Raw genomic sequence first — 25,833 nt, 5'->3', positions numbered from 1 at the left:
TCTTCATTTAAGACTGAGCCGCGATAAGCTCTTCAATCTCGGCGACTGTCGGCATCGCTTCAGATGAGCTGTGCTTGGAAACAACAATGGATGCGGAAGCGCTTCCGTATTTCAGCGCAGTTTCAATATCTTTGCCTGAAACGAGTCCGTAGAGGAAAGCGGAAGCGTATGAATCCCCCGCTCCAAACGTTTTTAAGACCTTCGTTTTGTATGCTTTCGCCCGGAAGATGCCTCCGGATTTGCTGTATGCATATGAACCTTCGACACCGTGCTTGATAACGACAAGATCTGCGGAATGTGCAAACAAATGCTGAACAGATTCTTCATTGCTGCCGCCGCTCTTATTTTCCATTACATCAAACTCATCACGCGTTCCGATGACAATGTCTGATTGTTCGGCAACAAGCGTATAGTAAACGGACGTTTCCTCCGCAGATGTCCACGTATATGGACGATAGTCAAGCTCAAAGACCACTTTCACTTGATGCTTTTTCGCCAGCTGCACGGCTTTCAGCACCGCTTCGCGGGAAGGGCTTTTAGCCAGCGCCGTACCTGACACAAGAAGCATCTTCGATTTTGCAATATAGTCTTCGTTCACTTCAGAAGGGGCAAGGTAAAGATCTGCAACATCATCCCTGTACATTAAAATGCTGCATTCTTCAGGGCTTAAAATTTCTGTGAAAGCAAGCCCCGCTTTATGTCCGTCTTTATCAACCGCCATTTGTGACGTATCGACACCCGTATTTCTCATATAGGTTTCGATGAATCTGCCGTGCTGGTCATCCGGAATCTTCCCGATAAAGCCGGTCTTCAATCCTAATTTGGAACTGCCGATTGCAATATTAGCCGGGGAGCCGCCGACATATTTTGAAAATGTCATCGTCTGCTCCATCGGCCTGTTGTATTCGACTGCGTTTAAATCGATACATGCGCGGCCGATCGCTACAATGTCAAATTCTTTCTCTTCATTAAACGTATACCTCATCTTCAACAGCCTCTCCTTGCCTTATTGTTAGCGTTCCAAAATCCATTCATGGTCAGGGTCGTTATGAAACTTCCATTTCCGCGTCGGCCCTGCCATCACGTTTAAATAATAGGATGTGTATCCGTCAGGCACCCCGACAGGATGGTATCCGGCCGGCACGATGACAACGTTTCCATTTTCAACAGTCATCGTCTCGTCGATAGAACGGTCATCTGTGTAGACGCGCTGAAATACAAAGCCTTGCTGTGGGTCAAGTTCATGGTAGTATGTTTCTTCTAAAAAGGACTCTTCAGGCAGGTTGTCTTGATCATGCTTGTGCGGCGGATAGCTGGACCAGTTTCCGCTTTCAGTGTAGACTTCGACGACTAAAAGGCTGTTCGCTGAAGGATCTGAATCCGGAAGTATGTTATGAACGGTTCGTTTATTGCTGAATTTCCCGCGGTTTTCAATACCGTTGTCTTCAGCTTTGATCAGTTTCGTCGGCAGCTGATTTTCAGAAGGGGAATAGCACAGGGCAACTCTTGCCTCTGTAACCGCGGTAATGCCGAACTTGCGGTCATTTGACACATACACGCTGTCGGTCGGCTTTCTTTCGAAAACGCTTTCTCTCGTGCCGATATTTTCAAATGTCTGTTCATGATCGGTTACGGTAATCTTTCCGGTAAGCGCGACGATGCAGCATTCTTGTTTGCTCAGCGATTCTTCATAGCTGGATCCCGGTGCGAGATCAAGGACTTTAAACTCGACATAACTGAGATCCGAATTCGATTTTTTCACTTCGTGTACAAGCTTCACGCCTTGTGACAGCTCATTCGCCTGCGGCTTGCGCAACAAATGACTCATGGATAAAGCCTCCTTTTCAAACTTGAAACATGATCCGAACAGCGCGGGAACCGCGCCGCTCGGTTTTTTCACAATTAATTGAAGTCAGGCGCCGGATATCTTGCAGTGACGACCTTTTTGCGCGTATAGAAATCGACGCTGTCTTTTCCGTTCGCATGCAATGTGCCAAAGAACGAAGACTTCCATCCTGAGAACGGGAAGAATGCCATCGGAGCCGGTACGCCCAAGTTGATGCCGAGCATTCCCGCATCAATGTTTTCACGGAAATAGCGGATCGCATTCGAATTCGATGTGAACAAACATGCGCCGTTTGCAAATTCGGATTGGTTGGCGATGTCAACCGCTTCTTTCAAGTTCTTCACACGGATGACTGACAATACGGGAGCAAAAATCTCGTCTTTCCAGATCGTCATATCAGTTGTGACATTGTCAAAGATTGTCGGGCCGACGAAATAGCCTTCATCTGTCACATTTTCACGTCCGTCGCAGACAAGTCTCGCACCCTCTTCAACTCCTTTTTGTATATAGCCGAGTGTGCGTTTCTTGTTGTCTTCGCGAATGACAGGTCCGAGGAATACACCGTCGTCTAGTCCGTTTCCGATTTTGACTTCAGATGCTTTCTGAACCAATTTCTCCATGAATTCATCTGCGATCCCTTCTTCAACCGTCACTACTGCACATGCCATACAGCGTTCGCCGGCAGATCCGAAAGCAGCGCCGATAATATTTGTTACCGTGTCTTCAAGATTGGCATCGTTCAGAACGATGGTGTGGTTTTTAGCGCCTGTCAGCGATTGAACGCGTTTCAGGTTTTCGCTTCCTTTTTTATAGACATATTCTCCGACCGGTTTTGAACCGACGAATGAAATCGCTTTAATTTCCGGGTGTTCGAGAATGCCGTTTACTACATCATGAGCACCGTATACGACATTGAAGACCCCTTTAGGAAGTCCGGCTTTTTCAAACAGTTCAACAAGCTTTTCCGTCAGGAGCGGCGTCCGCTCGGAAGGTTTCAGAATAAATGTGTTTCCTAACGCAATGGCCATCGGGAACATCCAGCACGGTACCATCATCGGGAAGTTAAATGGGGCAATTCCGCCGACGACTCCGATCGGGTAACGGTAGTTCGCCGCTTCAACATCGGTTGCAATTGAAGCAAGTGAATCTCCCATCATCAGGGATGGCGCTCCAGCTGCAAACTCGACATTCTCGATGCCGCGTCCAACTTCGCCCAACGCTTCTTTCGTGTTTTTTCCGTTTTCAATCGTGATGAGGTGGGCGAGCTCCTCTTTATGCTGAGTCAAAAGCTGCTGAAAGTTAAATAGAATTCTTGCCCGGCGCGGAACGGCCACTTTTGACCATGTCTTAAACGCTTCAGCCGCTGTTTGCGCTGCGTATTCGATATCCTCGCGCGTCGAAATCGGCACCTGGCAAAGCACTTCTTTCGTCGCAGGATTGACTACATCTTCGTATTTGTCGGTTTTGCTTTCAACCCATTCTCCATTAATATAGTTTCTTAACTTTCTGATTTCTGCCATTCTTATAACCTCCTTGAATATTAAACATCTCCTGGTACAGATGGGGCAGGTTCCAACCATTATGTATGAATGCCGAACGGCTCTTCATTGCATAACGGATTTTCGCAAAAAACAGGAATTAAACGCTTACAAAAGAAATTAATGAATAGAACGATGATTTTATCAAAAGAACCGCAACGCAATAAAACGTTTACACTCAGAAATTTCTCAACTTTATCACGTTTTGGTCACTTCTTGGTTATATTCTAATCCGCTCTTACCCATAAGTCAATCAAAATCATTAAATTTTTCTTTTGTAAGATTTATAGAAAACCTTAAAATGATTTAGAAAAACATTGTATAATAAAAAGGAACAGGACAAATCTTGCAAAAAATAATCACCAATGTTATCATTTTTTAAACAATTATTGGTTAACTTTTGGGTTTATTATATATATTTAGCCAAATATACTAGAAGGAGATACTTGGTATGAAGTTAATGCGGATTAAAGAAATGGAAGAATATATTTTGACCAATGGCACCGTTTCGCTTGATGAGCTTTGCCAGGTCTTTAATGTTTCCAAAAACACGGTCAGACGCGACATTAACAAGCTGACCGAGAAAGGAGTCATAAAAAAAGTCTACGGCGGCGTAACGGCGATCGAAAAAACGGCCTTAATCCCATTTGAAAACAGAACCATTCAAAACAAGGATGCCAAGATGAAAATCGCGCACTACGCTTCACGCTTTATTGAAGACCATGACCTGATCTTTATCGATTCCGGCACAACGACCCAATCCATATTGGAAACTCTTGATCCAAATAAAAATGTAACCGTTTTAACGAACAGCCTCGACATTATCAACGCTGCTGCCGCGATGCAAAATATAAACTTGATCATCATCGGCAGCAACTACAAACGGAAAACGCAGTCCTTCGTCGGCATGGATGATCCGGGAACATTGGATAAATATAATATTAATAAAGCTTTCATGTCGGCAACAGGAGCAACACTTACCCATGGACTGACAAACTCCGATCTGCTTGAATATGAAATTAAAAAGAAAATATCCGAAAAAGCAAAACAAGTATACTTGCTGGCCGATCATTCCAAATTCGGGAAGTCGACCTTGCTGACGTACGCGCCGTTTCACAGATTGCACGCGATCGTCACATCTCAGGCGCTGGATGAGGAATATCACGAGTACTGTAAAGAGCGCAACATTGAAATCCATTTGGCAAAACATGTATAGTTGAATTGGACATCCTTGACCGGCTGTATCCAAGCGGCCGGCCAAGTTTATTGATCAACATATCATTTCAGGAGGGGAATCCAATGAAAAAAGTTAAAGTTGGCAAATCAGATTTGCACGTATTCCCGATTGGTTTGGGAACCAATGCCGTCGGAGGACATAACCTTTATCCGAATCTCAATGAAGAAACGGGAAAAGAATTGGTGCGGGAAGCGATCAGAAACGGCGTCACATTTTTAGATACCGCCTACATATACGGCATCGGCCGTTCCGAAGAATTAATCGGCGAAGTCCTCAAAGAATTCAACCGCGAGGATGTCGTGATTGCGACAAAAGCCGCCCATAAGAAAGAAGGCGACGATTTTGTCTTTGACAACTCCCCTGCATTTTTGAAAAAATCCGTTGAAGAAAGTCTGGAGCGTCTGCAAACTGACTACATCGACCTTTTCTATATCCATTTCCCTGATGAGAACACGCCGAAAGACGAAGCGGTTCAAGCGCTCCATGAACTGAAGCAGGAAGGCAAAATCAGAGCGATCGGGGTATCCAACTTTTCGCTTGAGCAGCTGAAAGAAGCGAACAAAGACGGATTGGTGGATGTGCTCCAAGGCGAATACAACTTGCTGAACAGGGAAGCTGAGGCGACATTCTTCCCGTATACACAGGAGCATAACATCTCATTTGTTCCTTACTTCCCGCTTGTCTCCGGATTGCTCGCCGGAAAATACAGCGAAGATACAACGTTCCCGGAAGGCGACCTGAGAAGAGAAATGGAAAACTTCCAAGGCGAACGCTTCAAAGAAAACATTAGAAAAGTGAACCAGCTTGCGCCGATCGCGGAAAAACACAATGTTGACATCGCACATATCGTGTTGGCCTGGTACTTGGCAAGACCTGAAATCGATGTGTTGATCCCGGGCGCCAAACGCGCAGATCAGCTGATCGACAACCTCAAAACGGCAGAAGTCAATCTGTCTCAAGAGGACATTGATTTCATCGACCGGCTGTTCGCCCGCTAAATAATCAGGAAACCTATCTTAAAAGATAGGTTTCTTTATTTTTAAAATCATATTGACAGCGCTTCCATTTTTGGTATGATAGGAAAGAAGTTAATACAAGTGACGGAGAATGGGAGATTCACAATAAGACCCTCTTGTGCCAGGGGTTTTTTTGTGGATCTCTCTTTTTATTCGTCACATAAGGAGGCGAAAAAAAACCGGAAACCAACATTCTGCATACCGACTTGAAAGGGGAAATCATTTGATGAAAAAACTTGTCCGCAGCATCTTCCTTATAACAGCTGCAATCGTTGCCGCCGGTTTTGGACTCAGCGGGCATGCGGAGGCCGCAAGCCATTCCCAGCCGCAGCTCAATCCGAGTCAGCTATTAAATGTCGCACACCGCGGCGCATCGGGTCATGCTCCCGAACATACGCTTTTCTTATAAGCTTGGGCAAAAAATGAAAGGCGATTACATAGAAATCGATCTTCAAATGACAAAAGACGGACATTTGGTCGCCATGCACGATGAGACATTGGATCGCACGACCAATGGTACGGGTTTTGTCAAAGACTATACGCTGAAAGAAATCAAACAGCTTGATGCAGGCTCCTGGTTTAACGAAGCATATCCTGAGCGGGCAAAAACGGAGTACGTTGGGCTGAAAGTGCCTACCCTGGAAGAAATCATCCAAACATTCGGGAGAAGCGCGCGCTACTATATCGAAACAAAATCACCGGAAGACTATGATCATATGGAAGAAAAGCTCCTGGACATTCTGAAGCAATACAAACTGACCGGGGCAAACATTCATTCAAGCAAAGTCATCATTCAATCTTTTAGTCCTGAAAGCTTACAAATCATTCATAACGCTAATCCAAACATTCCGCTTGTGCAATTATTATGGTACGACAAACCGGCTGCCATTACTGACGCCGAATTAAAACAATATCAATCTTACAGCGTCGGACTCGGCATGAACTTTGACCGCATTGACCGGGCATACGTGCAAAAAATTCGAAGCACCGGCATGCTGGTCCATCCTTATACCGTGAATGAAAAAGAAGATATGAAGCGGCTGCTCGATTGGGGAGCGACCGGAATGTTCACCAACTTTCCGGACCGGCTGCGCGATGTTTTGCGTGAAAAGAAGTAAATGAATAAAGAAGGGGTATACCATGTTAAAACTGTTTAAACCAGCACCGCCGATTGAGCGGATGCCGGACGATCAAATTGATTCGGAATATAAGAAATTCAGACTGCAAGTTTTTCTCGGCATCTTCATCGGTTATGCGGCATACTATTTAATTCGCAAAAATTTCTCGCTTGCCATGCCTTATTTAATCGAAGAGGGATTTTCAAAGTCGGCGCTCGGCTTTGCCTTATCCGCTCTATCCATCTCTTACGGGCTGAGCAAGTTCGTGATGGCCACGATATCAGACCGGAGCAATCCGCGGATGTTCCTGCCCGCCGGTTTGATCCTTTCCGCTGTCATCAGCTTGTTGATGGGGTTTGTTCCTTTCTTCACCTCATCGATCGCCATTATGTTTATCATGCTGTTCTTAAACGGCTGGTTCCAAGGCATGGGGTGGCCGCCGTCAGGACGCGTCCTTGTCCACTGGTTCAGCGTCAGCGAAAGGGGAAATAAAACAGCCATATGGAATGTCGCCCACAATGTCGGCGGGGGACTGATGGCGCCTATAGCCGTTGCCGGCGTCGCCATCTTCTCAGGCATTACGGGATCTGCTACAGGCTATGAAGGCGTATTTATTTTGCCCGCCTTGGTCGCCATCGCCGTTGCCGTCATTTCTTACTGGCTGATCCGGGATACGCCGCAGTCTGTCGGACTGCCTCCAATCGAGGAATACCGCAACGATTATTCAAGCAAGTCGAAGAAAACATTTGAAACGGAATTATCAACGAAAGAAATCCTCTTTAAATATGTATTAAATAATAAATGGGTGTGGGCGATCGCACTTGCCAACATTTTCGTGTACTTCGTCCGCTACGGCGTTCTGGATTGGGCGCCAACCTATTTAAGCGAAGAAAAAGGCTTTGATATGAGCAAATCAAGTGTCGCTTATTTTCTGTATGAATGGGCGGGGATTCCGGGGACATTGCTTTGCGGCTGGATCTCTGACAAATGGTTTAAAGGGCGCCGCGGACCGGCAGGCTTTGTCTTTATGGTAGGTGTTTTGATCGCGGTGCTTGTATACTGGTTCAATCCAGCCGGCAATCCGATGATCGACATGGCATCATTGATCGCGATCGGATTCCTCATTTACGGTCCAGTTATGCTGATTGGTCTTCAGGCACTTGACTTTGTTCCGAAAAAAGCGGCAGGTACGGCTGCAGGATTGACGGGTCTGTTCGGATACCTGGGCGGAACCTTGACGGCAAATGCGCTGATGGGTGTTATCGTCGATGCATCCGGCTGGAATGCGGGCTTTACGCTCTTAACCGCTTCATGTGCAATCGCAGCACTCATCTTTGCGATGACATGGAATGTGCGGGGACAGGAAGTTGTGAAACATTAACATCAAAAAAAGATACATCTCGCCTAAAGCTGAGATGTATCTTTTTTATTTTTATGCCATCACTTTGCATATATCATTCGTAAATTCAACGGGGTCTTCGATTGGCAAGCCTTCTATCAGCAGCGCCTGGTTGTACAGGATGCCGGTGTACAGCTTGAATTTATCTTTGTCGTTTTCAAAAGCATCCTGCAGTGTTTTGAAGACTTCGTGATTTGTATTGATTTCCAATGCTTTATCAGCCTTTACGTGCTGGTTGTCAGGCATTGCGTTTAAGATTTTTTCCATCTCGATGGTGACTTCTCCGTCAGCGGCAAGGCATACAGAGTGTGTCTTCAGCCGTTTTGACGCCCTTACGCTTTTCACTTTTCCATCCAGGGTCTTTTTCATCTCTTCAAAAAGGTCTTTGTATTGGCTGTCGTCCCCGTCTGATTGATTTTGCTCATCATCGTTTTCGATTCCGAGGTCGCCGCTGGATACCGACTTGAATTCTTTTTCTTGATAATTCGCCAGCATTTTGATGGCGAACTCATCGATGTCCTCGGTGAAATAAAGGATTTCATACCCTTTTTCCGAAACCAGCTCGGTTTGAGGAAGCTTTTCAATTCGGTCATACGAGTCGCCTGACGCATAGTAAATGTATTTTTGATCTTCAGGCATTCTGGATACATATTCATCAAGGGTGACCAGCTTTTTCTCTTTTGATGAATAGAAAAGCAGCAGGTCTTTCAGCATATCTTTATGAGCTCCAAAATCATTGTATACCCCAAATTTAAGCTGTCTGCCAAACGATTGATAAAAAGACTCGTATTTTTCTCTGTCATTTTTCAGCAAGCTTTTCAGCTCATTCTTGATTTTTTTGCTGATGTTTTTGGCAATCAGCTTCAGCTGCCTGTCATGCTGGAGCATCTCCCTCGAAATGTTGAGCGATAAGTCTTCTGAATCGACCATTCCTTTGACAAAGCTGAAGTGGTCAGGCAGCAGGTCCGGACACTTTTCCATGATCAGCACACCGTTCGAATACAGTTCAAGACCCTTCTCAAATTCCTTCGTGTAGTAGTTGAACGGAATATTTTCAGGGATGAATAAAATCGCATGATATCTCACTGCGCCGTCCACGCTTGTATGGACGTGAGCGAGCGGCTTGTCAAAACCGTAACGCTTTTCCGTATAAAACGCCTCGTAATCTTCATCTTTCAGTTCGCTTTTGTTTTTTCGCCAAATCGGCACCATGCTGTTGACTGTCTGTTCTTCCTGAACTTCTTCAAATTCATTTTCAGCGTCTTCTTTCGGCTTGTTAACGGTGACATCCATCTTGATCGGATAGCGGATGAAATCAGAATATGTTTTGATGATCGCTTTTAAGCGATGAACATCCAAGTATTCATCATAGTTTTCGTCGTCTGTATTTTCTTTCAGCTTCAAAATGACATCGGTTCCTGCTGATTCTTTCGCAGCCGGTTCGATCGTATAGCCGTCGGCCCCCGCTGATTCCCATTGATACGCTTCATCGCTGCCATGGGCTTTTGTCATGACGGTGACGGTGTCCGCAACCATAAAAGCGGCGTAGAAACCGACGCCGAACTGGCCGATAATATCGTGCCCGTCTTTTAATTCGTTTTCTTGTTTAAACGCAAGCGAGCCGCTCTTGGCAATGGTTCCAAGATGTTCTTCAAGCTCTTCTTTCGTCATGCCGATCCCGGTGTCCGCAATCGTCAGCGTTCTGTTTTCTTTGTCTGCGGAGATTTTTATGTAGTAATCATCTTTGTTAAACGTCAGTGAATCGTCTGTCAGCGCTTTGTAGTAGATTTTATCGATGGCATCGCTCGCATTGGATATCAGCTCCCTTAAAAAGACTTCCTTTTGGGAATAAATCGAGTTGATCATGATGTCCAGCAATCTCTTGGATTCTGCTTTAAATTCTTTTTTAGCCATCTGTCTCTCTCCTCTTTTGCTCATATGATATACATATATCGTTCGATTCTGTTCACAAATTAAATAACACACTGCCTGCACGATGTCAATTCATATGGCAGCGGTTTGACAACCGGCACTCCGCTTCATATAATGTGTTGTGAAGGTAAATTTGACCAAAACGAGGTGGAAAGGAATGAAAATCTTATCAACTGTTCTTAAAAGAGAATTGGCTTAAAGACGGGAGAAGTCTGCCCTTTTTTAGACAAGCCATCTCGGGAACAGTTTGATATGATTTGACATCCTTTCTTGCTGTATTTTAAATATGTAGCGGGTAAGGTGTAGTTTGCCTTACCCGTTTTTTTTGCCGGACAGGATAGCGAGGCTTCACGCTGTTCTCTTTTGATGGCTTGTTTTTTCAAAAAAAATAAGCCTGAAGGAGAGAATCACCATGAGTATTGTTCATGTCACGAATCTGACCCATATATATGGAGACCGTATTATCTTTCAAGACGCCGGGTTCCGCCTGCTGAAAGGCGAACACGCCGGCCTTGTCGGTGCAAACGGAGCCGGAAAATCGACATTGCTGCGGATTTTGACAGGCAGCCTTCTGCCCGATCACGGAAACATTGAATGGCAGCCAAACATTCGGGCCGGCTTTCTTGAACAGCATGCCAAGCTGACGAAAGGCACAACCATCCTTCAGTACATGGAGCAAGCGTACGACCGGCTGTTTGAAATCGAAAAGCAACTGAATCGGCTTGCCGAAAAAATGGCCGACGCCGAAGACAATCTGGAGGCCATTTTGAAAAGATACGGAGAGCTCCAATCCGAACTGGAGAGTTCAGGATTTTACCAAATCGGAACGAAAATTGAGGATGCCGCTCAAGGCCTCGGCTTTACGGAAATCGGGCTTGATCAGGATGTCGCGGCTTTAAGCGGCGGGCAGCGTACGAAGCTCCTGTTGGCCAAACTGCTGCTTGAAGAACCTGATGTGCTCCTGTTGGATGAGCCGACCAACTATTTGGATGCGGCCCATATTGAGTGGCTGACGGGGTATTTGAAAAACTATAAGCACGCCTTTCTCGTGATCTCACATGACGAACACTTCTTAAATGAGATCACGACGGTGACATTCCATCTGGAGCATCAAACGATCAAACGGTACTCCGGCAGCTATCAATATTTTCTGAAGGAATATGTGCAAAGCAGGGCACAGGCTGAAGCCGCATACGCCAAACAACACAGGGAAATTAAAAAGCTAGAGGGGTTTATCGACCGGAACAGGGTCCGAAAGGCGAAGCAGGCCAAAAGCAGGGAGAAAGCATTAAGCAAAATCAAGCGAATCGAAAAACCGACAGATTCTTATGTCCCCAGCTTTTCATTTAAAACGGGGCGAAATCCGGCGATGACCGTACTCAAAACGGAAAATCTTGAGGCGGGCTACACCGTTCCATTATTTAAGCCTCTTTCTCTGACCGTAAAACGGGGCGATAAAATCGCCATTACCGGAGAAAACGGCGCCGGAAAATCGACGCTCATTAAAACGCTGCTCGGTGATCTCAAGCCTCTTAGCGGCACCGTCACAGCAGGACAGCATTTACAGGCGGCCTATTTCAGACAGGAAAGTCCGGCTTCTCATCATACACCGCTTGAAAAATTGCGGGCGTTCTTTCCTGATCTATCGGAAAAAGACATCAGGCAGACGCTCGCGATATCCGGTTTGACGCCAAAGCATATCAGCCAGCCCCTTGCTACGCTAAGCGGCGGTGAACAGGCAAAGGTCCGGCTGGCGGAACTGATGCTTTCAAACAGCAATCTGCTTGTTCTTGATGAACCGACAAACCATCTTGACACATCAGCAAAGCGTGCGTTAAAGCAAGCGCTCTGCGACTACAAGGGAACGATTTTGCTCGTTTCCCATGAACCGTCTTTTTATGAAGACTGGGTGACTCATATTTGGCGGATTGAAGCATGGCGCCGCAAATAGGTAAAAGCCGGCCTTTCGAAGGGCCGGCTTTTTCATTTGGACAATACAAGCTCATGAATGGCGTGAGCAACGCCGTTTTCGTTATTCGTACGCGTTTCATAATCGGCCGAAGCTTTTACCTCAGGGATCGCATTCCCCATGGCGACTCCGCATCCAGCCCATTCGATCATCGACATGTCGTTTCCGTTGTCTCCAATACAGATCACTTCTTCTTGCGCGATGCCTAATATGTCTGCAAGCTGCTGAACGGCATTTCCTTTACTTGCCGCAGGGTGAAGAATTTCATAAAAGAACGGCGAGCTTTTCACCATTATATAACGTTCCTTGACGTCTTCCGGTATTGCTGCGATCGTCCGATCCAGCTTTTCCGGTTCATCAATGTACATCGCCTTTGGCGCGAGAAGGTCTTTCGGGATTTCTTCGATCGTCCGGAACCGGAGCGGCACTTTGGTGACGTATGATTCGTGAACAGTATACGGGCTGATTTCCCGGTTTGGCGTATATAAATAAGCAGAATCAAAAAAATGCATCGGCGTATCAAGCTTTTGGCTAAGCTCATATAACGATTTCACATCATCATAGCCCAGTGTCAGCTCTGACACGACTTCTTGAGTGTGCGTATTTTGAACGAGCGCTCCGTTATAGGCGATGACATAATCGCCGTCTTCATTTAGATTCAGTTCTTCCAGATAGCGGCTTACACCGCCGAGAGGACGGCCCGTGCAGAGAACGATTTTGACGCCTTGCTTTTTTGCAGCATGCAGGGCATTCCGAACTTCCTCTGTTACTTCATGAAGATCATTCAACAATGTTCCATCCATATCTATCGCGATTAGTTTGTACATTTTACACTCTCCCTGATCAGAATCGAGCCCTAACGTCGTACTTATGACCCATACCTTCTTTATTGTATCACAGCTTTTCCCCGTCATTTTCGTCTGATGCCCACGGAAAAAACGCCTTACAGCAAATAAGGCGTTTTTCGAGCCGCTTGGCCTGCTTAAAATATTTCCTGCAGAATCGGATCTTCATCAAGGATGCGAAGCGCTTTTTCGCGATAGCCGGCTTCATGCAAGTACGTATAGCGGTTCGGCTTGACAGTGTGCGACAAATTGATCGCTTCGCGAAACTCATCTTTGTTCAGATTCAGTGTTTTCACATATTGAAAAAAGCCTGTTCTCGTAAACACCTTTTCAATCCGCTCAGCCCGGTGATCCTGTACATGAGCCATGATGTAGGTGGCTACCCCGACTTGAATGCCGTGCATCTGCGGTTTTTCCGCAATTTTGTCCAACGCATGGGAAATCAGGTGCTCAGAACCGCTGATCGGCGCGCTGTTTCCGCTGATTTCCGTGGCGATGCCTCCCATTGTCAAAGAGCTGACAAGCTCTTTTAAAAAGATCGGCTGTTTAATATCCTGCATCGGTGTACGGACAAAGCTGTTGACCGCTTTCTTGCTGAGCATCGACGCAAACGCATTTACATCGCTGACCCCGTGCCGCTCTTCAAACTCCCAATCATAAAGTGCCGTAATATTGGACATCAAATCGCCGATCCCCGCCAAAATAAAGTGCTCCGGCGCTTTTTGAATGATACTCAAATCAGCTATGATTCCATACGGAACCCTTGCCGGCACGGTTGTTTTTTTTCCTTCGACTTGAAGCGAGCAATTGCTGCTCGCAAACCCGTCATTGGATGCCGACGTCGGAATGCTGATGAACGGGGTCCGCTTGGAAAAAGCGATGTATTTTCCGCAATCGACAACATACCCGCCGCCCATGGCAATGATGACATCGTAATTCCCGATTGAAAATGCCTGCTTCAAAAGCTCCTGTATGTCCAGGTTGGACGGCAGCAAAACAGCTTCTACTTTGACATGTTGAAAGGCGGCTTTTAATGAGTGCTCATACTGCTGATAGGAAAAATCGTCAAAAAACATGATCGCCTTGTCAAACTGATGCTTTCTCAATATCTCATCCAACCGGCCAAGCACGCCTTCACTAATGTCCAAAACCGCGGGAATGGCTATGCTGGTAACCTGGCGCGGCATTAGACGATCCGCCCTTTTTCTTTAAGATACTGTTCAATGTCTTCAAATGTTTCAACGGCTACAAATGGCACCCCCTGCTGACGAAGCAAATCCTGGAGCGCATCCTTTGCAAATGTTACATCCGCAAATTTAGCCGGGTGGGAATCCGGTTCACTGTCACCTGCAAAATAAATCGTCTCGTACTCTTCTTTCAGCTTCTGAATGACCTTTGATTTATCAATCCCATAGCGCTCAGAGTAATGCCAATGATTCTCATCAATGTCCAAATGAACATTGTCTTCTTTAAAAAAGCCTTTATTTGAAAAGACCTCAACGTCTGTAATCCCGTATTTCTTTAAAATATAATGAATGTAATAATTCGTGCCGGCGCTTAAAATGTAGAAATCGCCGCCGTTTTTCTGGACATGCTGAATGAAGTCTGGCACATATTCATCAATTGGTATGGAATGAATGTCATCAATGATTTTTTGCTCGCTTTGATGAATTGAAGCAAAAACAGTTCCCAAAAACTCGATATCTTTTAATTCTCCGGCCTTCCACTTCTTGAACAATTCACGGCCTTCCGGAAAATATTTATCAATGACCATCCAGTAAAAATCCTGTTTGGAAATCGTCCCATCAAAGTCTGATACAAATGCCCATTTCTTCATACTGCATACCTCTTTTCTATGGTATTTTAAAAGATTAGATTCATTATACAAAAAGTTTGTGAAACATTGAACATAATATTATTTCTTTTTTGTGTACTTTCGTTCACAAGCTGAATCATCTGCCTCTCTGAAAAGAGACATATATGATCATTCTTGATCTGTACGCTGTTTACCTTTTTCCGTCACGGCAAATTTGCGCTTCATCGTTTTAATGTTTTCCGTCTTGCGAAACCTGAGCGCAGACCAATCTTCATCTATTGCAATTTGCCGAACCGGTTCATAGCCTTGGTCCGCAAGCAGTCCGGCTACTGTGTCGCGGCTGCAGTCCGATCCTTTGTAGACTTTCGAAGATTTTTTCGGGTAGCAAAGCCAAAACAGTCCGTCTTCAGCCAGATGACGCTCAGCCTCTTTAGCTAAAGCCTGCAACTTTGCGTTGGTCGCTGCGAATACCTGAACAAAATCGTACCGGTCAGCTTCGGCCTGATGATCGACATGGCCTTGAAATTCAGCCATGATGCCGCTGTATGCCTCTGGCGGATTCACGATCAGTACAGGCTGTCCATTATCCTTGAACTGCAGTTTTTTGATCACCGGGTTCGTTTCTGCCATACTTCATCAATCCTTTTTCTGTTTATAGTAACAAATTAACCAAAACAGCACTAATCATACTTAGCAAAAAAAGTGATAGACGAAAGAGGGATTCATTTGCTATATTTACATTGATAATGCGAATCATTATCACTTAGATAATTTCATATGCTTTATATCAACAGGAGGGTCAAGTGAAAAAGAACTTATTGATAATCGGTTTAGTTATGCTGTTGTGTATCGTGATCAGCGCCTGTGGAGGCGGCAATTCGTCAAACAGCAACAAAGAAAAAGCGTCTGAAGAAACGACAAGAACATATCAATCAACGCGTGGAAAAGTAGACATTCCAACACATCCAAAGCGCATCGTGACAGACTTTTATGCCGGTGAACTGTTCACGGTCGGCGCCAATGTCGTCGGCTCCGGCTCGTGGTCTTTCTCCAATCCGTTTTTAAAGGACCGTATGAAAGATGTGACAGATTTAGGCGACCCAATTAATGTGGAAAAAGTCATGAAACTGAAGCCTGATTTAATTGTTGTCATGAACGATGAAAATTACGACAAACTGTCCAAAATCGCACCGACCGTTGTGATTCCTTATAATACGGCGAAAAATGTTCAGGAAACCGTTAAGATGTTTGGCGACATTGCAGGAGCTAAAGAAGAAGCTGAACAATTCCTTGCCGATTTCGAACAGAAATCGAAATCAGCAAGGAAAAAAATCGCTCAAGTCGTCGATAAAAAGGCTACTTTCGGTATTTATGAAAACACAGAAAAAGGACAATTCTGGGTGTTCAATGACAACGGCGGCCGCGGAGGCCAAGCCGTGTACAACGCGCTCGGCTTAAAAGCGCCTGAAAAGATTCAAAAGGACATCTTCAAAAAAGGCGACATCAAAGAACTATCCTTGGAAGTCGTACCTGAATATGCTGCCGACTACATGTTTGTAACAGACTATAACCCGAACGGCGACAGCAAGACGCTGGACAAACTCAAGCAGTCTTCCATTTGGAAAAACCTTGACGCCGTCAAAAACAATCGTGTCTTTATCAACGACTTTGACACGTTCTACCCGTACGATCCGATCTCTGTCAGCAAACAGGTTGATTTGATTACGGAAATGCTGGTGAAGCGTGAGAAAGAGAATAAGTAAAAAAGCTGGAATTTCCAGCTTTTTTTATTGTTTTCTTTCTTGAATGTTTGAAATCTTAAAAGCAAATTGAAAGATAAAAAAGAAAGGAATGTAGAAAAGAAAAAACATCAATATTTGAAATGATAACCCTTCCAAAGTAAATGGATAAGAAATGTCATGAAACAGAAAAGATAATGCCATCCAAACGACAAAGGCAAACAACCCGGCTTTAAAGCCAAGTCCCCTCTTTTTTCTCAACAGACCTTTGCTCACAAGCCTAATAGAATAATAGCCGCTGCCAATGAAAAAAAGAATGATCAGTAACAGATTGCTCGGTATCTCGTATGAGGTCGTGATAAAGATGGAAATAAAGATGAGTGAAAGAAGAAGCACAAACCCTTCATATCCAACTTTTCTTTCCTGGTCAGCCTTTTGATTTTCACTCATTACGTTCGCCTCCTCTCTACTATTTCCATTTAAACCAACAGAAACCATGTTAACAATAAACATCCATGAAAACAATGATTTAACACGCATGCCCCCCGCTGTTTCACGTGAAACAAAAAACACAGCGAAAAATAGATATTTTGGAATCAATTGCGTAAAATGAAAATAATGACAAAAAAGGGAGGGATCATGATGGGAATCAAAAAGGTTGGACAAATTGGGGTACCGGTTCAAGACCGCGGCGGGCTGCGGCTTCTTCTCAGTCTCCCGGAAAAAGATGAATTTGCTCATGCAAGCTCCGTCATCTATTTTCAAGTTGAAGATTTGCCGGCAGTATATAATGAAATCGCTACAAAAGGCGTTTCTTTTCCAATAGAGCCGCATGTGGCGGCGAAAATCGAGCAAACGGAAACCTGGATGGCCTTCTTTAAAGATACCGAAGGAAATACCCTCGCTTTGATGAGTGAAATGCAAGTCTAAAAAACAGCTGAGCACCTCAGCTGTTTTTCACATCATCACAAGCCGATTGACACGTACGATTTAATTCACAGGCGGCGCATTTTCCTTTCCGGCTTCGTCTGACAAATTTAATAAGCGTCCATGCCGCATAACCGAAGATGAGCGCTCCGATCGTGATATTAAACAACATGCCCTCACATCCTTCCTATGATAACCCAAGCAATCTTCCGCCCTGATAAATCAAGAACGCGATCGCATACGCAATGGCCAGTCCGTAAACAATGGACAGGAACATCCACTTTTTCGAGTTTGTTTCTTTTTTAATCACCGCGACTGTCGCGAGGCATGGTACGTATAAAAGAACGAAAGCCATAAATCCGTAAGCGGCCAGCGGTGTAAATTGCTCAGCCATCATGCCTTGCAGCTGGGCTTCAGGTACGAAATAGATGATGCTCATCGAAGCAACGACAACTTCCTTCGCCAGAAAACCGGTTAATAGTGATGCCGCTGCCTGCCATGTGCCGAACCCCAGCGGCATCAACAACGGTGCGAGCACTCCGCCGATCATTGCTAAAAAGCTGTCATCCATCTCAACGCCCGTTCCACCGGGCCCTGTATACGATAAAAGCCAAATGAGGACAGAACCGCCAAAAATGTAAGTCCCGGCTTTGCGGACGAAACCTTTGCCCTTTTCCCATGTTGCCCGCCACAATGTACGCGCTTGAGGCAAACGATAAGGCGGCAGTTCAATCACGAAAAACGACTTTTCTTCTTTGAGCTTGGATGAGGATAAAAACTTCGCCAGCACCAGCGCCGCAGCAATGCCCAGCACATACAAGGTCAGGACGACGAAAGCCTGATGAGCCGCAAAAAAAGCCCCTGCAAACAAAGCATAAACCGGAAGTCTTGCCGAACAGGACATAAATGGCGTCAGCATAATCGTCAAAAGTCTTTCCTTAGGCTGCTCTACAGTTCGTGCAGCCATGACGCCCGGAACATTGCAGCCGAAGCCGATGATCAGCGGTATAAAGGCTTTACCGTTTAAACCGATCGCCTCCATCAGACGGTCCATCACCATGGCCACACGCGCCATGTACCCGGAATCTTCGAGCACCGAAATGAAGAAAAACAGAATAAAAATCTGCGGGACGAAAACGAGGACACCGCCGACACCGGCAATGATCCCATCGAGAATGAGCGCCTCGATAAACGGGCTGGCTCCCATTGCCGACAGTGCCGAAGCCGTCCATTCCGTCAGCGGTCCGCCGATGAAACCGTCCAGTGTATCAGACAATGGAACACCAAGCCAGTCAAACGTCAGCATGAACATGAGATACATGAACAACAAAAAAATCGGAATGCCAAGCACCGGATGCGTAACGATCTGATCCACGCGTTCAGTCAGCGTCTGTTTTCGATCTGACTGATATTCAACAGAGGATGACATGATGCGGTCAATCCATCGTTCTCTCTCATTGTAAATATGCTGATGCAGCGATTTTGCGGATTGTTCCTGAAGAAGGCGTTTTTCTGTCTCCTCGTAAATTTCCTTTAACCGTTCGCTGTCGGCCGCGTCTTCCAGCTGCTCTTTCATTTTCGAGTTGCCTTCCAAATATTGAAGAGCCATCCACCGTTTTAAAACGCCGGGACGTTCCGGTATGATCGACTCGATCCTGCCAATCGCTTCTTCTACTGTGCTTCCGTAATTGATGACGAGCGGCTTTGTTCTCTTTTCTTTTTCAAGAAGCAAATGCCGGCTCAGTTCATCACACCCTTTGCCGCTGCGGGCAATCACAGGAATCACCGGAACATCTAGCGCTGCAGACAACTTTTGATGATCAATGAAGACGCCTCGCTGTCCTGCGACATCGATCATATTTAAACCGATTGTGAGCGGATGACCAAATTCGAGGAGTTGCACAGTTAAGTGCAAATTCCGCTTTAATTGGGATGCATCGACAATATTCAATATGTCTGAAAATGATTCGTTGAGCAGGAAGTCAGTGACGACCCCTTCATCGCGGGACAGCGGGCTCAATGTATAAACGCCGGGGAGATCGACCATCATTCCTTGTTTATGGCGAAGCAGTCCCACCTTTTTCTCAACGGTCACCCCGCTCCAATTTCCGACATACTCATAGGAGCCTGTCAGCGCATTAAACAATGACGTCTTCCCCGTATTCGGATTTCCGAAAAGGGCAATCTGCCGGCTGTTCATAGTTTTTCAATCCTGATCTTTTTTGCTTCTTCAAGCCGTATGCCGAGGCACTGTCCGCCTGACTCAAACATGAACGGTCCGCCAAACGGCAATTTCCGCTGCACGCAAATTTCAGCTTCTTCTTTCATCCCGAGCTGTATGAGCCTGCGCTGAACAAGTTCATTCACTTCTGAAAAATCTATGATTCTTGCTCTCTCTTTTTGTTTTAATTCAGCTAAAACCATTGTTGAGGCCTCCACCTTATGAAAATGATAATCGTTATCATAATATGATTATAGGCAATAAGCCACCTTCCATTTAAAAGAAGATGTGTCAAAACCGGAACATTTTTGCGAGAATATAAAAAAGCGAAAAGCTCCGGCGGTGCAACCTGCCGTTCTGGCTTTTCGCTCTATCAATCTAAGTCGTTAACCGGCATGATGGCTCACTTTTTGCTCGATTCTCCTCTTTTTCGGCACGTAAATTTTTCCGACAAACATATAGCCGTACTTCAATTTATTTACAGCCCAAGATATGAAAACCGCAACGCCTGTAGAGATCGAAAACAAGAGCAAAACAGCCGAAACCGTACCGATGCTTTCAAAGCTCGTTAAAATGACCAACCCGAAAATCAGGATAAAAGCGTGCAATAAATAAATAGAAAAAGAATAGTTGCTGATCATCATGATCAGCTTCGGCACCGACTTCAGTTTTGAAAACAGGTGAAAGCATAAGAAAATGATGCTTGTTGAATAAAGCAGGATATCCGGACGCTTTGACGTCACTGCGATGTCTTGTCCGAAGTAGGAAACCGCTACAATGAAACATCCGGTCACAGCAGCCGCTGCATATACCGCATGCCTGTATCGTTCCAGCAATGCCAAAAAGCGCTCGTAATTTTTGCCGCAATAATAGGCCAAACAAAAATAAAAGAGCCAGCCGGGAAACGGCACCCATGAAAAAGGAAACGGCGCCTCTTCCTGTACAACCGGAGGTTGAATGAACGTGAAATAGCTCAAATAAGCCGCTGTGACCGCAAAAGAAATCGAAAGCACCCATTTAGGCGACGCCTTTTGCAAAAATGAATGGAAGCACATGTGCAACAAGTAAAATTGAAAAATGACGAGGATGAAATATCCGATGAAATTCCCCAGGAAAATATTCGCCAACAGTTTTTTTAAAATGACCGATGCATGAAATTGCTGCATCATCAGACCAGCGGTCATAAAAGCATCCAAAACAGCGATAAATAGAAAAGGGATGAAAATCGTTTTAAACCGCTTTTTTAAAAACCCTTCCGGAACGCCGCCAGGGTAAGCATGCGCGAGCAAAAATTCGGAAATAAAAATAAACGCAGGCGTACTGAACATCAGAAGCGTCCTGAAAGATTCAACAACCCGGAAAACCGTATCTCCAAGCATGTCCGCCCGCACCATGAGCACCATCGATATCGCATGAAGCAAAACAACGCTTAAGCAGGAAATAAAGCGAATAACAAATATTTCTTTTACCTGCAAATCGATCACTCCTCTTTCAAATTTGAAATAATATCAAATTAACATAATCATCCAAATGAAGAAAGAGGCAAAATACATAGGTCCCAAATTTTCCGGCTGCAAGTATAAAAAAAGCTTGTAGAAAAACACAGGTTTCTCTACAAGCTTCGGTTAGACGCAGTCTAATCTTTTTTAAATCGCCGCTTTTATCTGTTTTGTATAGTAGAAGCGGACAATGAAGTAATATATAACCTGGATGGCGAAGAACACGCCGAGCACCATTGCAGATTCCTTGAAGAGGTTGTACTGAAAGGCATGCGATAAAGCGGTCAGCGCCACAGCTCCATGGACAAGGGCAACAGCGATAGGCGCGAAGAACAGAATGCCGATCTGCCTGTTCAGCACTTTATGCAGTTCCCGGTCTGTTAAGCCCATTTTGGCAATCGATTTGAATTTCTGCTTATCATCGTCCAAATCAGTGTACAATCGGAAGTAGAGAAAACTTCCTGCTGAAACGAAGAAGACGATTCCGATAAACAGTCCAACAAATAATACCGGGCCATACCCTTTGCTTATATCATATACCTCATAATCTACAGCCGCGAAATAAATCCGATCCAGTTTCTTTTGCAGAACCTCCCCGGCTTTCACTAAAGCCATGCCGTCAGATTCTTTTGCCTGCCAGGCATAGAACCGGTTTTCGCTTTTCGGTTTTTTCAACTGTGCGAAATCTTTGTCTGTCACAATATAATAACTGTTTTCAGATAACGCTTTTGAACGGACCGTTTTGTCAGCCTGCAGCTTTTGTCCGGTTGCAAGAGGGATTGATGAAGGGAGCGGCTGGTCGTCTTCTCCCTCTAGGCCAACCTTGACATCATACTCGGCAGCTGCGGCTTTCCCTTCTTCAAGCTTGACGTGGTCGGCCCCGACCAGATCGGCAAACTTGTTATAGTCAGATTCTTTCACAATCAGCATGTCATGGCCATCGACATCGAAATATTGAAGGACAGCTGATGCTTTGTCAGTTTTGATATTTCGTTCTTTTAGCGTGTCGTTGATGAAAGCCACGTCTTGTTCGGTGTCTTTGTTTGTTTTCGGCGGTTTATACGAGAACGTATGCGGGTTCATATCTTTAATTCCGTTTGTCAGCAGAGTTTGGAAACCATACAGCGTCCCAATCGCACTGAACGCGACAGTAGAGATAATGGCCACCATAAAAAACGTCCGCGCATTGTCTTTCATCCGGTAAGACAGATCAGAAAACAAAATCATATTCGTTTTCCGCCAAAACAGGCTTTCCCGTTTTTTGAGCCTGCGGATCACATAAACACTCAGCTGCGTAAACAGCAGATATGTGCCGATAATGACAACAATCGTCACCGGAACCATCGCCACAAGAACGCCTATTTTCTTGACAATCAAAGCGGTGTAATAGCCTCCGGTAAGCAGAACAGCTGCAACCACTGTAAGCAAGGCAGATGCTTTCGGCTCCCCTTTGGAGATTTTGTTTCCTTTTAGCAGAACAATCAGCTTCTCGCTCCTGAGCACAAATGACACAAGAAAAGAAATAAATAAGAACAGGCCGTTAAAAGAAATAAACGTCACAATGATCGCCATCAACGGAAAATAAAAATCGAGCTTGTTATCAATAATCAGCACATTTTCCGCTGTGAGCAGTATCAATTTGGCGAAGACAAGTCCGAGCACAATCCCGCCGATTGTCGCAAAAAGCCCAATCAGCATATTTTCAAGAAATACCATCATGCGAATTTGGCGCATAGACATCCCTTGGATCATTAAAACGCCGAATTCCTTTTTTCTCGATTGAAGAAACGAACTCATTGAGTACAGCACAAAGAAGAAAGAAAAGACAAAGATAATGCCGCTGGAGACTAACAGGCCAATGGAAACATGCTGCCCGATGCCGGAGGTCAAAGAATCACTTGTCATCACCGGGTGGAAAGCAAAGATCGCGAATGCGAAAAAAACCATCACTGTAAACATGCTGCTGAGAAAATAAGCGGCATACAGCCTTTTGTTGCGAATGACGTTGTTAAACGCGAACTGACGAAAGGTCATTTGCATCCCCTCCCAACAAGGACAGTGTATCGAGAATCTTTTGGAAAAACGCTTGGCGGTTATCGCCGCGGTTGATCTCCGAATACAGCTTTCCATCCTTAATAAAGACGACCCGGTTGCAATAGCTTGCCGCCTGAGGGTCATGCGTGACAAGCATCATGGTCGCTTTTTCGTTGCGGTTGATCGATTCAAGCATTTCCATCACATCTTTGGATGACTTTGAATCAAGGTTGCCTGTCGGCTCATCGGCAAGCAGAAGCTTCGGCGAATGAATCATCGCTCTCGCTACAGCAGCGCGCTGGGCCTGACCGCCCGAAATCTCATATGTGCGCTTTTTCATAATGTGGGTAATTCCAAGCTTTTCAGCTAAATCGTTTGCCCTCCGCTTCATTTCCCTGACCTTTTCACCGTCAAGCGTCAAAGGAAGTACGATATTTTCTTCAACGGTTAATGTCGGCAGAAGATTAAAGTCCTGAAACACAAATCCCAGCTCTCTGCGGCGAAATTTAGCCAATTTTTCTTTTTTGAGAACATGCGGGTTTTGGCCGCTGATCAATATTTCGCCCGTCGTCGGTTCATCGATCGTTGCAATCATATTTAATAGGGTCGTTTTTCCGCTTCCGGACGGCCCCATGATGCCGACGAATTCACCTTTATCAATCGTTAGGTTAATATCCGTTAACGCGCGATACGCAATTTTTCCTTCGTAAATCTTACTGGCTTGTTTGACCTGAAGCATCACAAGATCCCCTTTCACCTTTAACTTTTGATCTGTGATCAGTTTACCTAAATTTCTTGTTGATGAACTATCGATTCTTCTTTCACTTTCATTACATCGATGTAAGGTTTTGTGTAGCCGTGAAAATCAGCCGGATTGTCGTGCCTTGCCCTTCTTGTGAGTCAAGTTCGATTCGGTGTCCAAGCTGGTCAGCCGCCGCTTTTGCCAAATAGAGACCCATTCCGGTTGATTCTCTGAAACGGCGTCCGTTTTCTCCTGTGAAAAACGGGTCGAATACCCGCTTTTGATCTGTATCCGGGATGCCGGCGCCGAAATCTGTCACTTCCAATACCGCCTCCGAATCGTTTTCACCAATAGAAATAATAACCGTATTGCTTTTTCCCGCTGAGTATTTGACCGCATTGTTGACAAATTGGGAAATGATGAAAAACAGCCACTTTTCATCTGTTTCGACTGTGATGCCTTTTTTGACTTCCTTGAACTTAGGATAAACTTGACTGCGAATATAGAAGCGCTTGTTTTCACGATTGACCTCGTGAACGATATCCGCCAATGCGACCGGTTTTATCCGGAAATCCTGCTCGATCGTCCGCAATCTGGCCATATAGAGAATCGTATTGAGGCCCGTTTTCATCCGTTCGGTCTCCTCGCGGATGCTTGATGATTCCGGTTCATCCAAATTTTGAGCCGTCAGTTCGATGACCGACAGCGGCGTCTTCATTTGGTGCACCCATTGATCCATGAAGGTCAAATGCTCTTTTTGTCCAAGCTCCAGCTTCTTTAATTCTTGACGGTATTGCCTGTACTGGCTTTTCAGCAGCTGTTCAAGCGCTTCTGAAAGAGGGGATTGGGGCTGATTCGATTGCCTGAAGGTGTCATCCAATGATTCCAGCCCGCTCGTCATCCGTTTGTAGAACTTCCGGCGCGTATAGTAATGGTAGAAAAGATAGCAGACAAGAAAGAAAAAGCCGAGAAAAACGGCATAAAAAGCCGGCCTGATGTGCTGATACCCATCAAGCCAGTACACCGACAGCATCGTGATAAACTGCAGCACTTGCACGGCAATCAACAAATAGTGTTCTTTGAAAAAAAGCTTCATTCCTCTCCCGCCTTCACCCAGGATATATTCAAGCGGTAGCCTGCGCCCCGCACTGTTTCCACCGCATCTTCAATTCCGAGCTCCTGAAACTTTTTTCTGACGCGTGTAATGTTGACATTAAGCGTGTTTTCATCCACATAGGCCTGATCATCCCACAGTTTGGCCAGCAAATCTTCCCGGCCGGAAATCCTCGGGTGGCGTTCCATTAAGCTTTCGATAATATCGGCTTCTTTTTTCGTCAAAGCAGCCGTTTGACCGCCGAATGTCAGTTCAAGTCTTTCCGGATACAGCCGCAGTCCTTCTTTTTCGAGAAGCCGTTCCTCCGCTTTTGCTGCATACTCCCCGTAAGCTCTGCGAAGCTGGCTGCGTATTTTTGCCATCACGATTTCGGCGTGAAACGGCTTGGTGATAAAGTCATCCCCGCCGTTTTCCAATGCCATGACCTGATCCATTTCGCCCGTCCGCGCCGAAATAAACAAGACAGGGCAAATCGATTCCTGGCGGATTTGCCGGCACCAGTAATAGCCGTCAAAGCTCGGCAAATTAATATCAAGCAGAACAAGATCAGGCGCCGTGCTTCTGAACTCATCGATGACACGGTCAAAGTCTTTCACGACATGAACGTTGTATCCATATTTGACAATATGCGATTTTAACAGATCGGCAATCTTCGGGTCGTCTTCTACAATCATCACTTTTTGCATCTCGGTCTCTCCTTTTGTTTGGATATATTATGACACGAAGCTGTCTGATAAACAAAAGCCGCCGCGATTCGTCCTACCTTACAATCATGTAATTGTACTGTAATATGAATCAATTTCTTCTCCTTGCGCCTTTTTTATAAAATAATACCATTCAC

Annotated in this window: 23 protein-coding genes and 1 pseudogene; 7 read left to right on the top strand and 17 right to left on the bottom strand. The window is 45.3% G+C overall.

Annotated elements, in window-relative coordinates; all coding sequences use genetic code 11:
- Nucleotides 1–7: 7 nt before the first annotated feature.
- The 3 genes from iolC to iolA form a co-directional block, all read right to left on the bottom strand.
- Nucleotides 8–985, bottom strand: coding sequence for a 5-dehydro-2-deoxygluconokinase (gene iolC / locus M1E06_RS00620; protein WP_020453545.1), 978 nt, complete (start codon nucleotides 983–985; stop codon nucleotides 8–10).
- A 27-nt stretch (nucleotides 986–1,012) separates the two neighbouring features.
- Nucleotides 1,013–1,828: a 5-deoxy-glucuronate isomerase gene (gene iolB / locus M1E06_RS00615; RefSeq protein WP_020453546.1), complete on the bottom strand. Its 816-nt coding sequence runs from the start codon at nucleotides 1,826–1,828 to the stop codon at nucleotides 1,013–1,015.
- A gap of 74 nt (nucleotides 1,829–1,902) precedes the next feature.
- Complete coding sequence (iolA, locus tag M1E06_RS00610) at nucleotides 1,903–3,366, bottom strand: methylmalonate-semialdehyde dehydrogenase (protein ID WP_020453547.1); 1,464 nt, start codon at nucleotides 3,364–3,366, stop codon at nucleotides 1,903–1,905.
- A 469-nt stretch (nucleotides 3,367–3,835) separates the two neighbouring features.
- On the opposite strand from iolA, the gene M1E06_RS00605 reads away from it, so the two are divergent.
- From M1E06_RS00605 to glpT, 4 genes and pseudogenes are all read left to right on the top strand, one after another.
- The gene (locus M1E06_RS00605) at nucleotides 3,836–4,600 is read left to right on the top strand and encodes a DeoR/GlpR family DNA-binding transcription regulator (protein WP_020453548.1); all 765 of its coding nucleotides are present in this window, start codon (nucleotides 3,836–3,838) and stop codon (nucleotides 4,598–4,600) included.
- An 83-nt stretch (nucleotides 4,601–4,683) separates the two neighbouring features.
- Nucleotides 4,684–5,619 carry an aldo/keto reductase gene (locus tag M1E06_RS00600; protein WP_020453549.1) on the top strand — a complete coding sequence of 312 codons (936 nt, stop codon included), beginning with the start codon at nucleotides 4,684–4,686 and terminating at the stop codon, nucleotides 5,617–5,619.
- Between the two features lie 244 nt (nucleotides 5,620–5,863).
- Nucleotides 5,864–6,755, top strand: a pseudogene (locus tag M1E06_RS00595) (glycerophosphodiester phosphodiesterase).
- Between the two features lie 22 nt (nucleotides 6,756–6,777).
- Nucleotides 6,778–8,136 carry a glycerol-3-phosphate transporter gene (glpT, locus tag M1E06_RS00590; protein ID WP_020453551.1) on the top strand — a complete coding sequence of 453 codons (1,359 nt, stop codon included), beginning with the start codon at nucleotides 6,778–6,780 and terminating at the stop codon, nucleotides 8,134–8,136.
- A gap of 51 nt (nucleotides 8,137–8,187) precedes the next feature.
- Here glpT and htpG read toward each other — a convergent pair whose 3' ends face one another.
- A complete protein-coding gene (gene htpG, locus M1E06_RS00585; protein ID WP_023856871.1) occupies nucleotides 8,188–10,068 on the bottom strand; it encodes a molecular chaperone HtpG in 1,881 nt (626 codons plus the stop codon).
- 430 nt (nucleotides 10,069–10,498) lie between these two features.
- Between htpG and M1E06_RS00580 the strand changes: the two genes are divergently transcribed.
- Complete coding sequence (locus M1E06_RS00580; protein ID WP_020453553.1) at nucleotides 10,499–12,037, top strand: ABC-F family ATP-binding cassette domain-containing protein; 1,539 nt, start codon at nucleotides 10,499–10,501, stop codon at nucleotides 12,035–12,037.
- Nucleotides 12,038–12,069: 32 nt separating this feature from the next.
- Here M1E06_RS00580 and yidA read toward each other — a convergent pair whose 3' ends face one another.
- From yidA to M1E06_RS00560, 4 genes are all read right to left on the bottom strand, one after another.
- The gene (yidA, locus tag M1E06_RS00575) at nucleotides 12,070–12,882 is read right to left on the bottom strand and encodes a sugar-phosphatase (RefSeq protein WP_216904204.1); all 813 of its coding nucleotides are present in this window, start codon (nucleotides 12,880–12,882) and stop codon (nucleotides 12,070–12,072) included.
- Nucleotides 12,883–13,037: 155 nt separating this feature from the next.
- Nucleotides 13,038–14,087, bottom strand: a complete 1,050-nt coding sequence (locus tag M1E06_RS00570) for an iron-containing alcohol dehydrogenase family protein (protein WP_020453555.1) — start codon at nucleotides 14,085–14,087, stop codon at nucleotides 13,038–13,040.
- On the bottom strand, nucleotides 14,087–14,737 hold the full coding sequence (locus M1E06_RS00565; RefSeq protein ID WP_020453556.1) for an MtnX-like HAD-IB family phosphatase: 651 nt from the start codon (nucleotides 14,735–14,737) through the stop codon (nucleotides 14,087–14,089). The genes M1E06_RS00570 and M1E06_RS00565 overlap by 1 nt, the downstream gene beginning before the upstream one ends.
- A gap of 147 nt (nucleotides 14,738–14,884) precedes the next feature.
- Complete coding sequence (locus tag M1E06_RS00560) at nucleotides 14,885–15,346, bottom strand: hypothetical protein (protein ID WP_026580382.1); 462 nt, start codon at nucleotides 15,344–15,346, stop codon at nucleotides 14,885–14,887.
- Between the two features lie 173 nt (nucleotides 15,347–15,519).
- Here M1E06_RS00560 and M1E06_RS00555 point away from each other — a divergent pair, with 173 nt between their 5' ends.
- The gene (locus tag M1E06_RS00555) at nucleotides 15,520–16,479 is read left to right on the top strand and encodes an iron-hydroxamate ABC transporter substrate-binding protein (RefSeq protein ID WP_043054517.1); all 960 of its coding nucleotides are present in this window, start codon (nucleotides 15,520–15,522) and stop codon (nucleotides 16,477–16,479) included.
- 24 nt (nucleotides 16,480–16,503) lie between these two features.
- Here the strand turns inward: M1E06_RS00555 and M1E06_RS00550 are convergent, their stop codons facing one another.
- A complete protein-coding gene (locus M1E06_RS00550) occupies nucleotides 16,504–16,905 on the bottom strand; it encodes a hypothetical protein (RefSeq protein WP_020453559.1) in 402 nt (133 codons plus the stop codon).
- A 192-nt stretch (nucleotides 16,906–17,097) separates the two neighbouring features.
- On the opposite strand from M1E06_RS00550, the gene M1E06_RS00545 reads away from it, so the two are divergent.
- Nucleotides 17,098–17,385 carry a VOC family protein gene (locus tag M1E06_RS00545; RefSeq protein ID WP_043054518.1) on the top strand — a complete coding sequence of 96 codons (288 nt, stop codon included), beginning with the start codon at nucleotides 17,098–17,100 and terminating at the stop codon, nucleotides 17,383–17,385.
- Between the two features lie 16 nt (nucleotides 17,386–17,401).
- Here M1E06_RS00545 and M1E06_RS00540 read toward each other — a convergent pair whose 3' ends face one another.
- The 8 genes from M1E06_RS00540 to M1E06_RS00505 form a co-directional block, all read right to left on the bottom strand.
- Nucleotides 17,402–17,554 (bottom strand): FeoB-associated Cys-rich membrane protein, encoded by a 153-nt coding sequence (locus M1E06_RS00540; protein WP_026580385.1) that lies wholly within the window; start codon nucleotides 17,552–17,554, stop codon nucleotides 17,402–17,404.
- Nucleotides 17,555–17,569: 15 nt separating this feature from the next.
- Nucleotides 17,570–19,582, bottom strand: coding sequence for a ferrous iron transport protein B (gene feoB / locus M1E06_RS00535; protein ID WP_020453561.1), 2,013 nt, complete (start codon nucleotides 19,580–19,582; stop codon nucleotides 17,570–17,572).
- Nucleotides 19,579–19,806: a FeoA family protein gene (locus M1E06_RS00530; RefSeq protein WP_020453562.1), complete on the bottom strand. Its 228-nt coding sequence runs from the start codon at nucleotides 19,804–19,806 to the stop codon at nucleotides 19,579–19,581. The genes feoB and M1E06_RS00530 overlap by 4 nt, the downstream gene beginning before the upstream one ends.
- A gap of 183 nt (nucleotides 19,807–19,989) precedes the next feature.
- Nucleotides 19,990–21,078 (bottom strand): acyltransferase family protein, encoded by a 1,089-nt coding sequence (locus M1E06_RS00525; protein ID WP_020453563.1) that lies wholly within the window; start codon nucleotides 21,076–21,078, stop codon nucleotides 19,990–19,992.
- A gap of 171 nt (nucleotides 21,079–21,249) precedes the next feature.
- Complete coding sequence (locus tag M1E06_RS00520; RefSeq protein WP_020453564.1) at nucleotides 21,250–23,136, bottom strand: FtsX-like permease family protein; 1,887 nt, start codon at nucleotides 23,134–23,136, stop codon at nucleotides 21,250–21,252.
- A complete protein-coding gene (locus M1E06_RS00515) occupies nucleotides 23,111–23,875 on the bottom strand; it encodes an ABC transporter ATP-binding protein (protein WP_020453565.1) in 765 nt (254 codons plus the stop codon). Before M1E06_RS00515 ends, M1E06_RS00520 begins: the two co-directional genes overlap by 26 nt.
- A 91-nt stretch (nucleotides 23,876–23,966) precedes the next feature.
- A complete protein-coding gene (locus M1E06_RS00510; RefSeq protein ID WP_020453566.1) occupies nucleotides 23,967–24,974 on the bottom strand; it encodes a sensor histidine kinase in 1,008 nt (335 codons plus the stop codon).
- Nucleotides 24,971–25,678 carry a response regulator transcription factor gene (locus M1E06_RS00505; protein WP_020453567.1) on the bottom strand — a complete coding sequence of 236 codons (708 nt, stop codon included), beginning with the start codon at nucleotides 25,676–25,678 and terminating at the stop codon, nucleotides 24,971–24,973. The genes M1E06_RS00510 and M1E06_RS00505 overlap by 4 nt, the downstream gene beginning before the upstream one ends.
- Between the last annotated feature and the right edge of the window lie 155 nt (nucleotides 25,679–25,833).

Source organism: Bacillus sp. AK124 (assembly GCF_053903085.1).
This window is presented reverse-complemented; position numbering and strand designations above follow the sequence as displayed.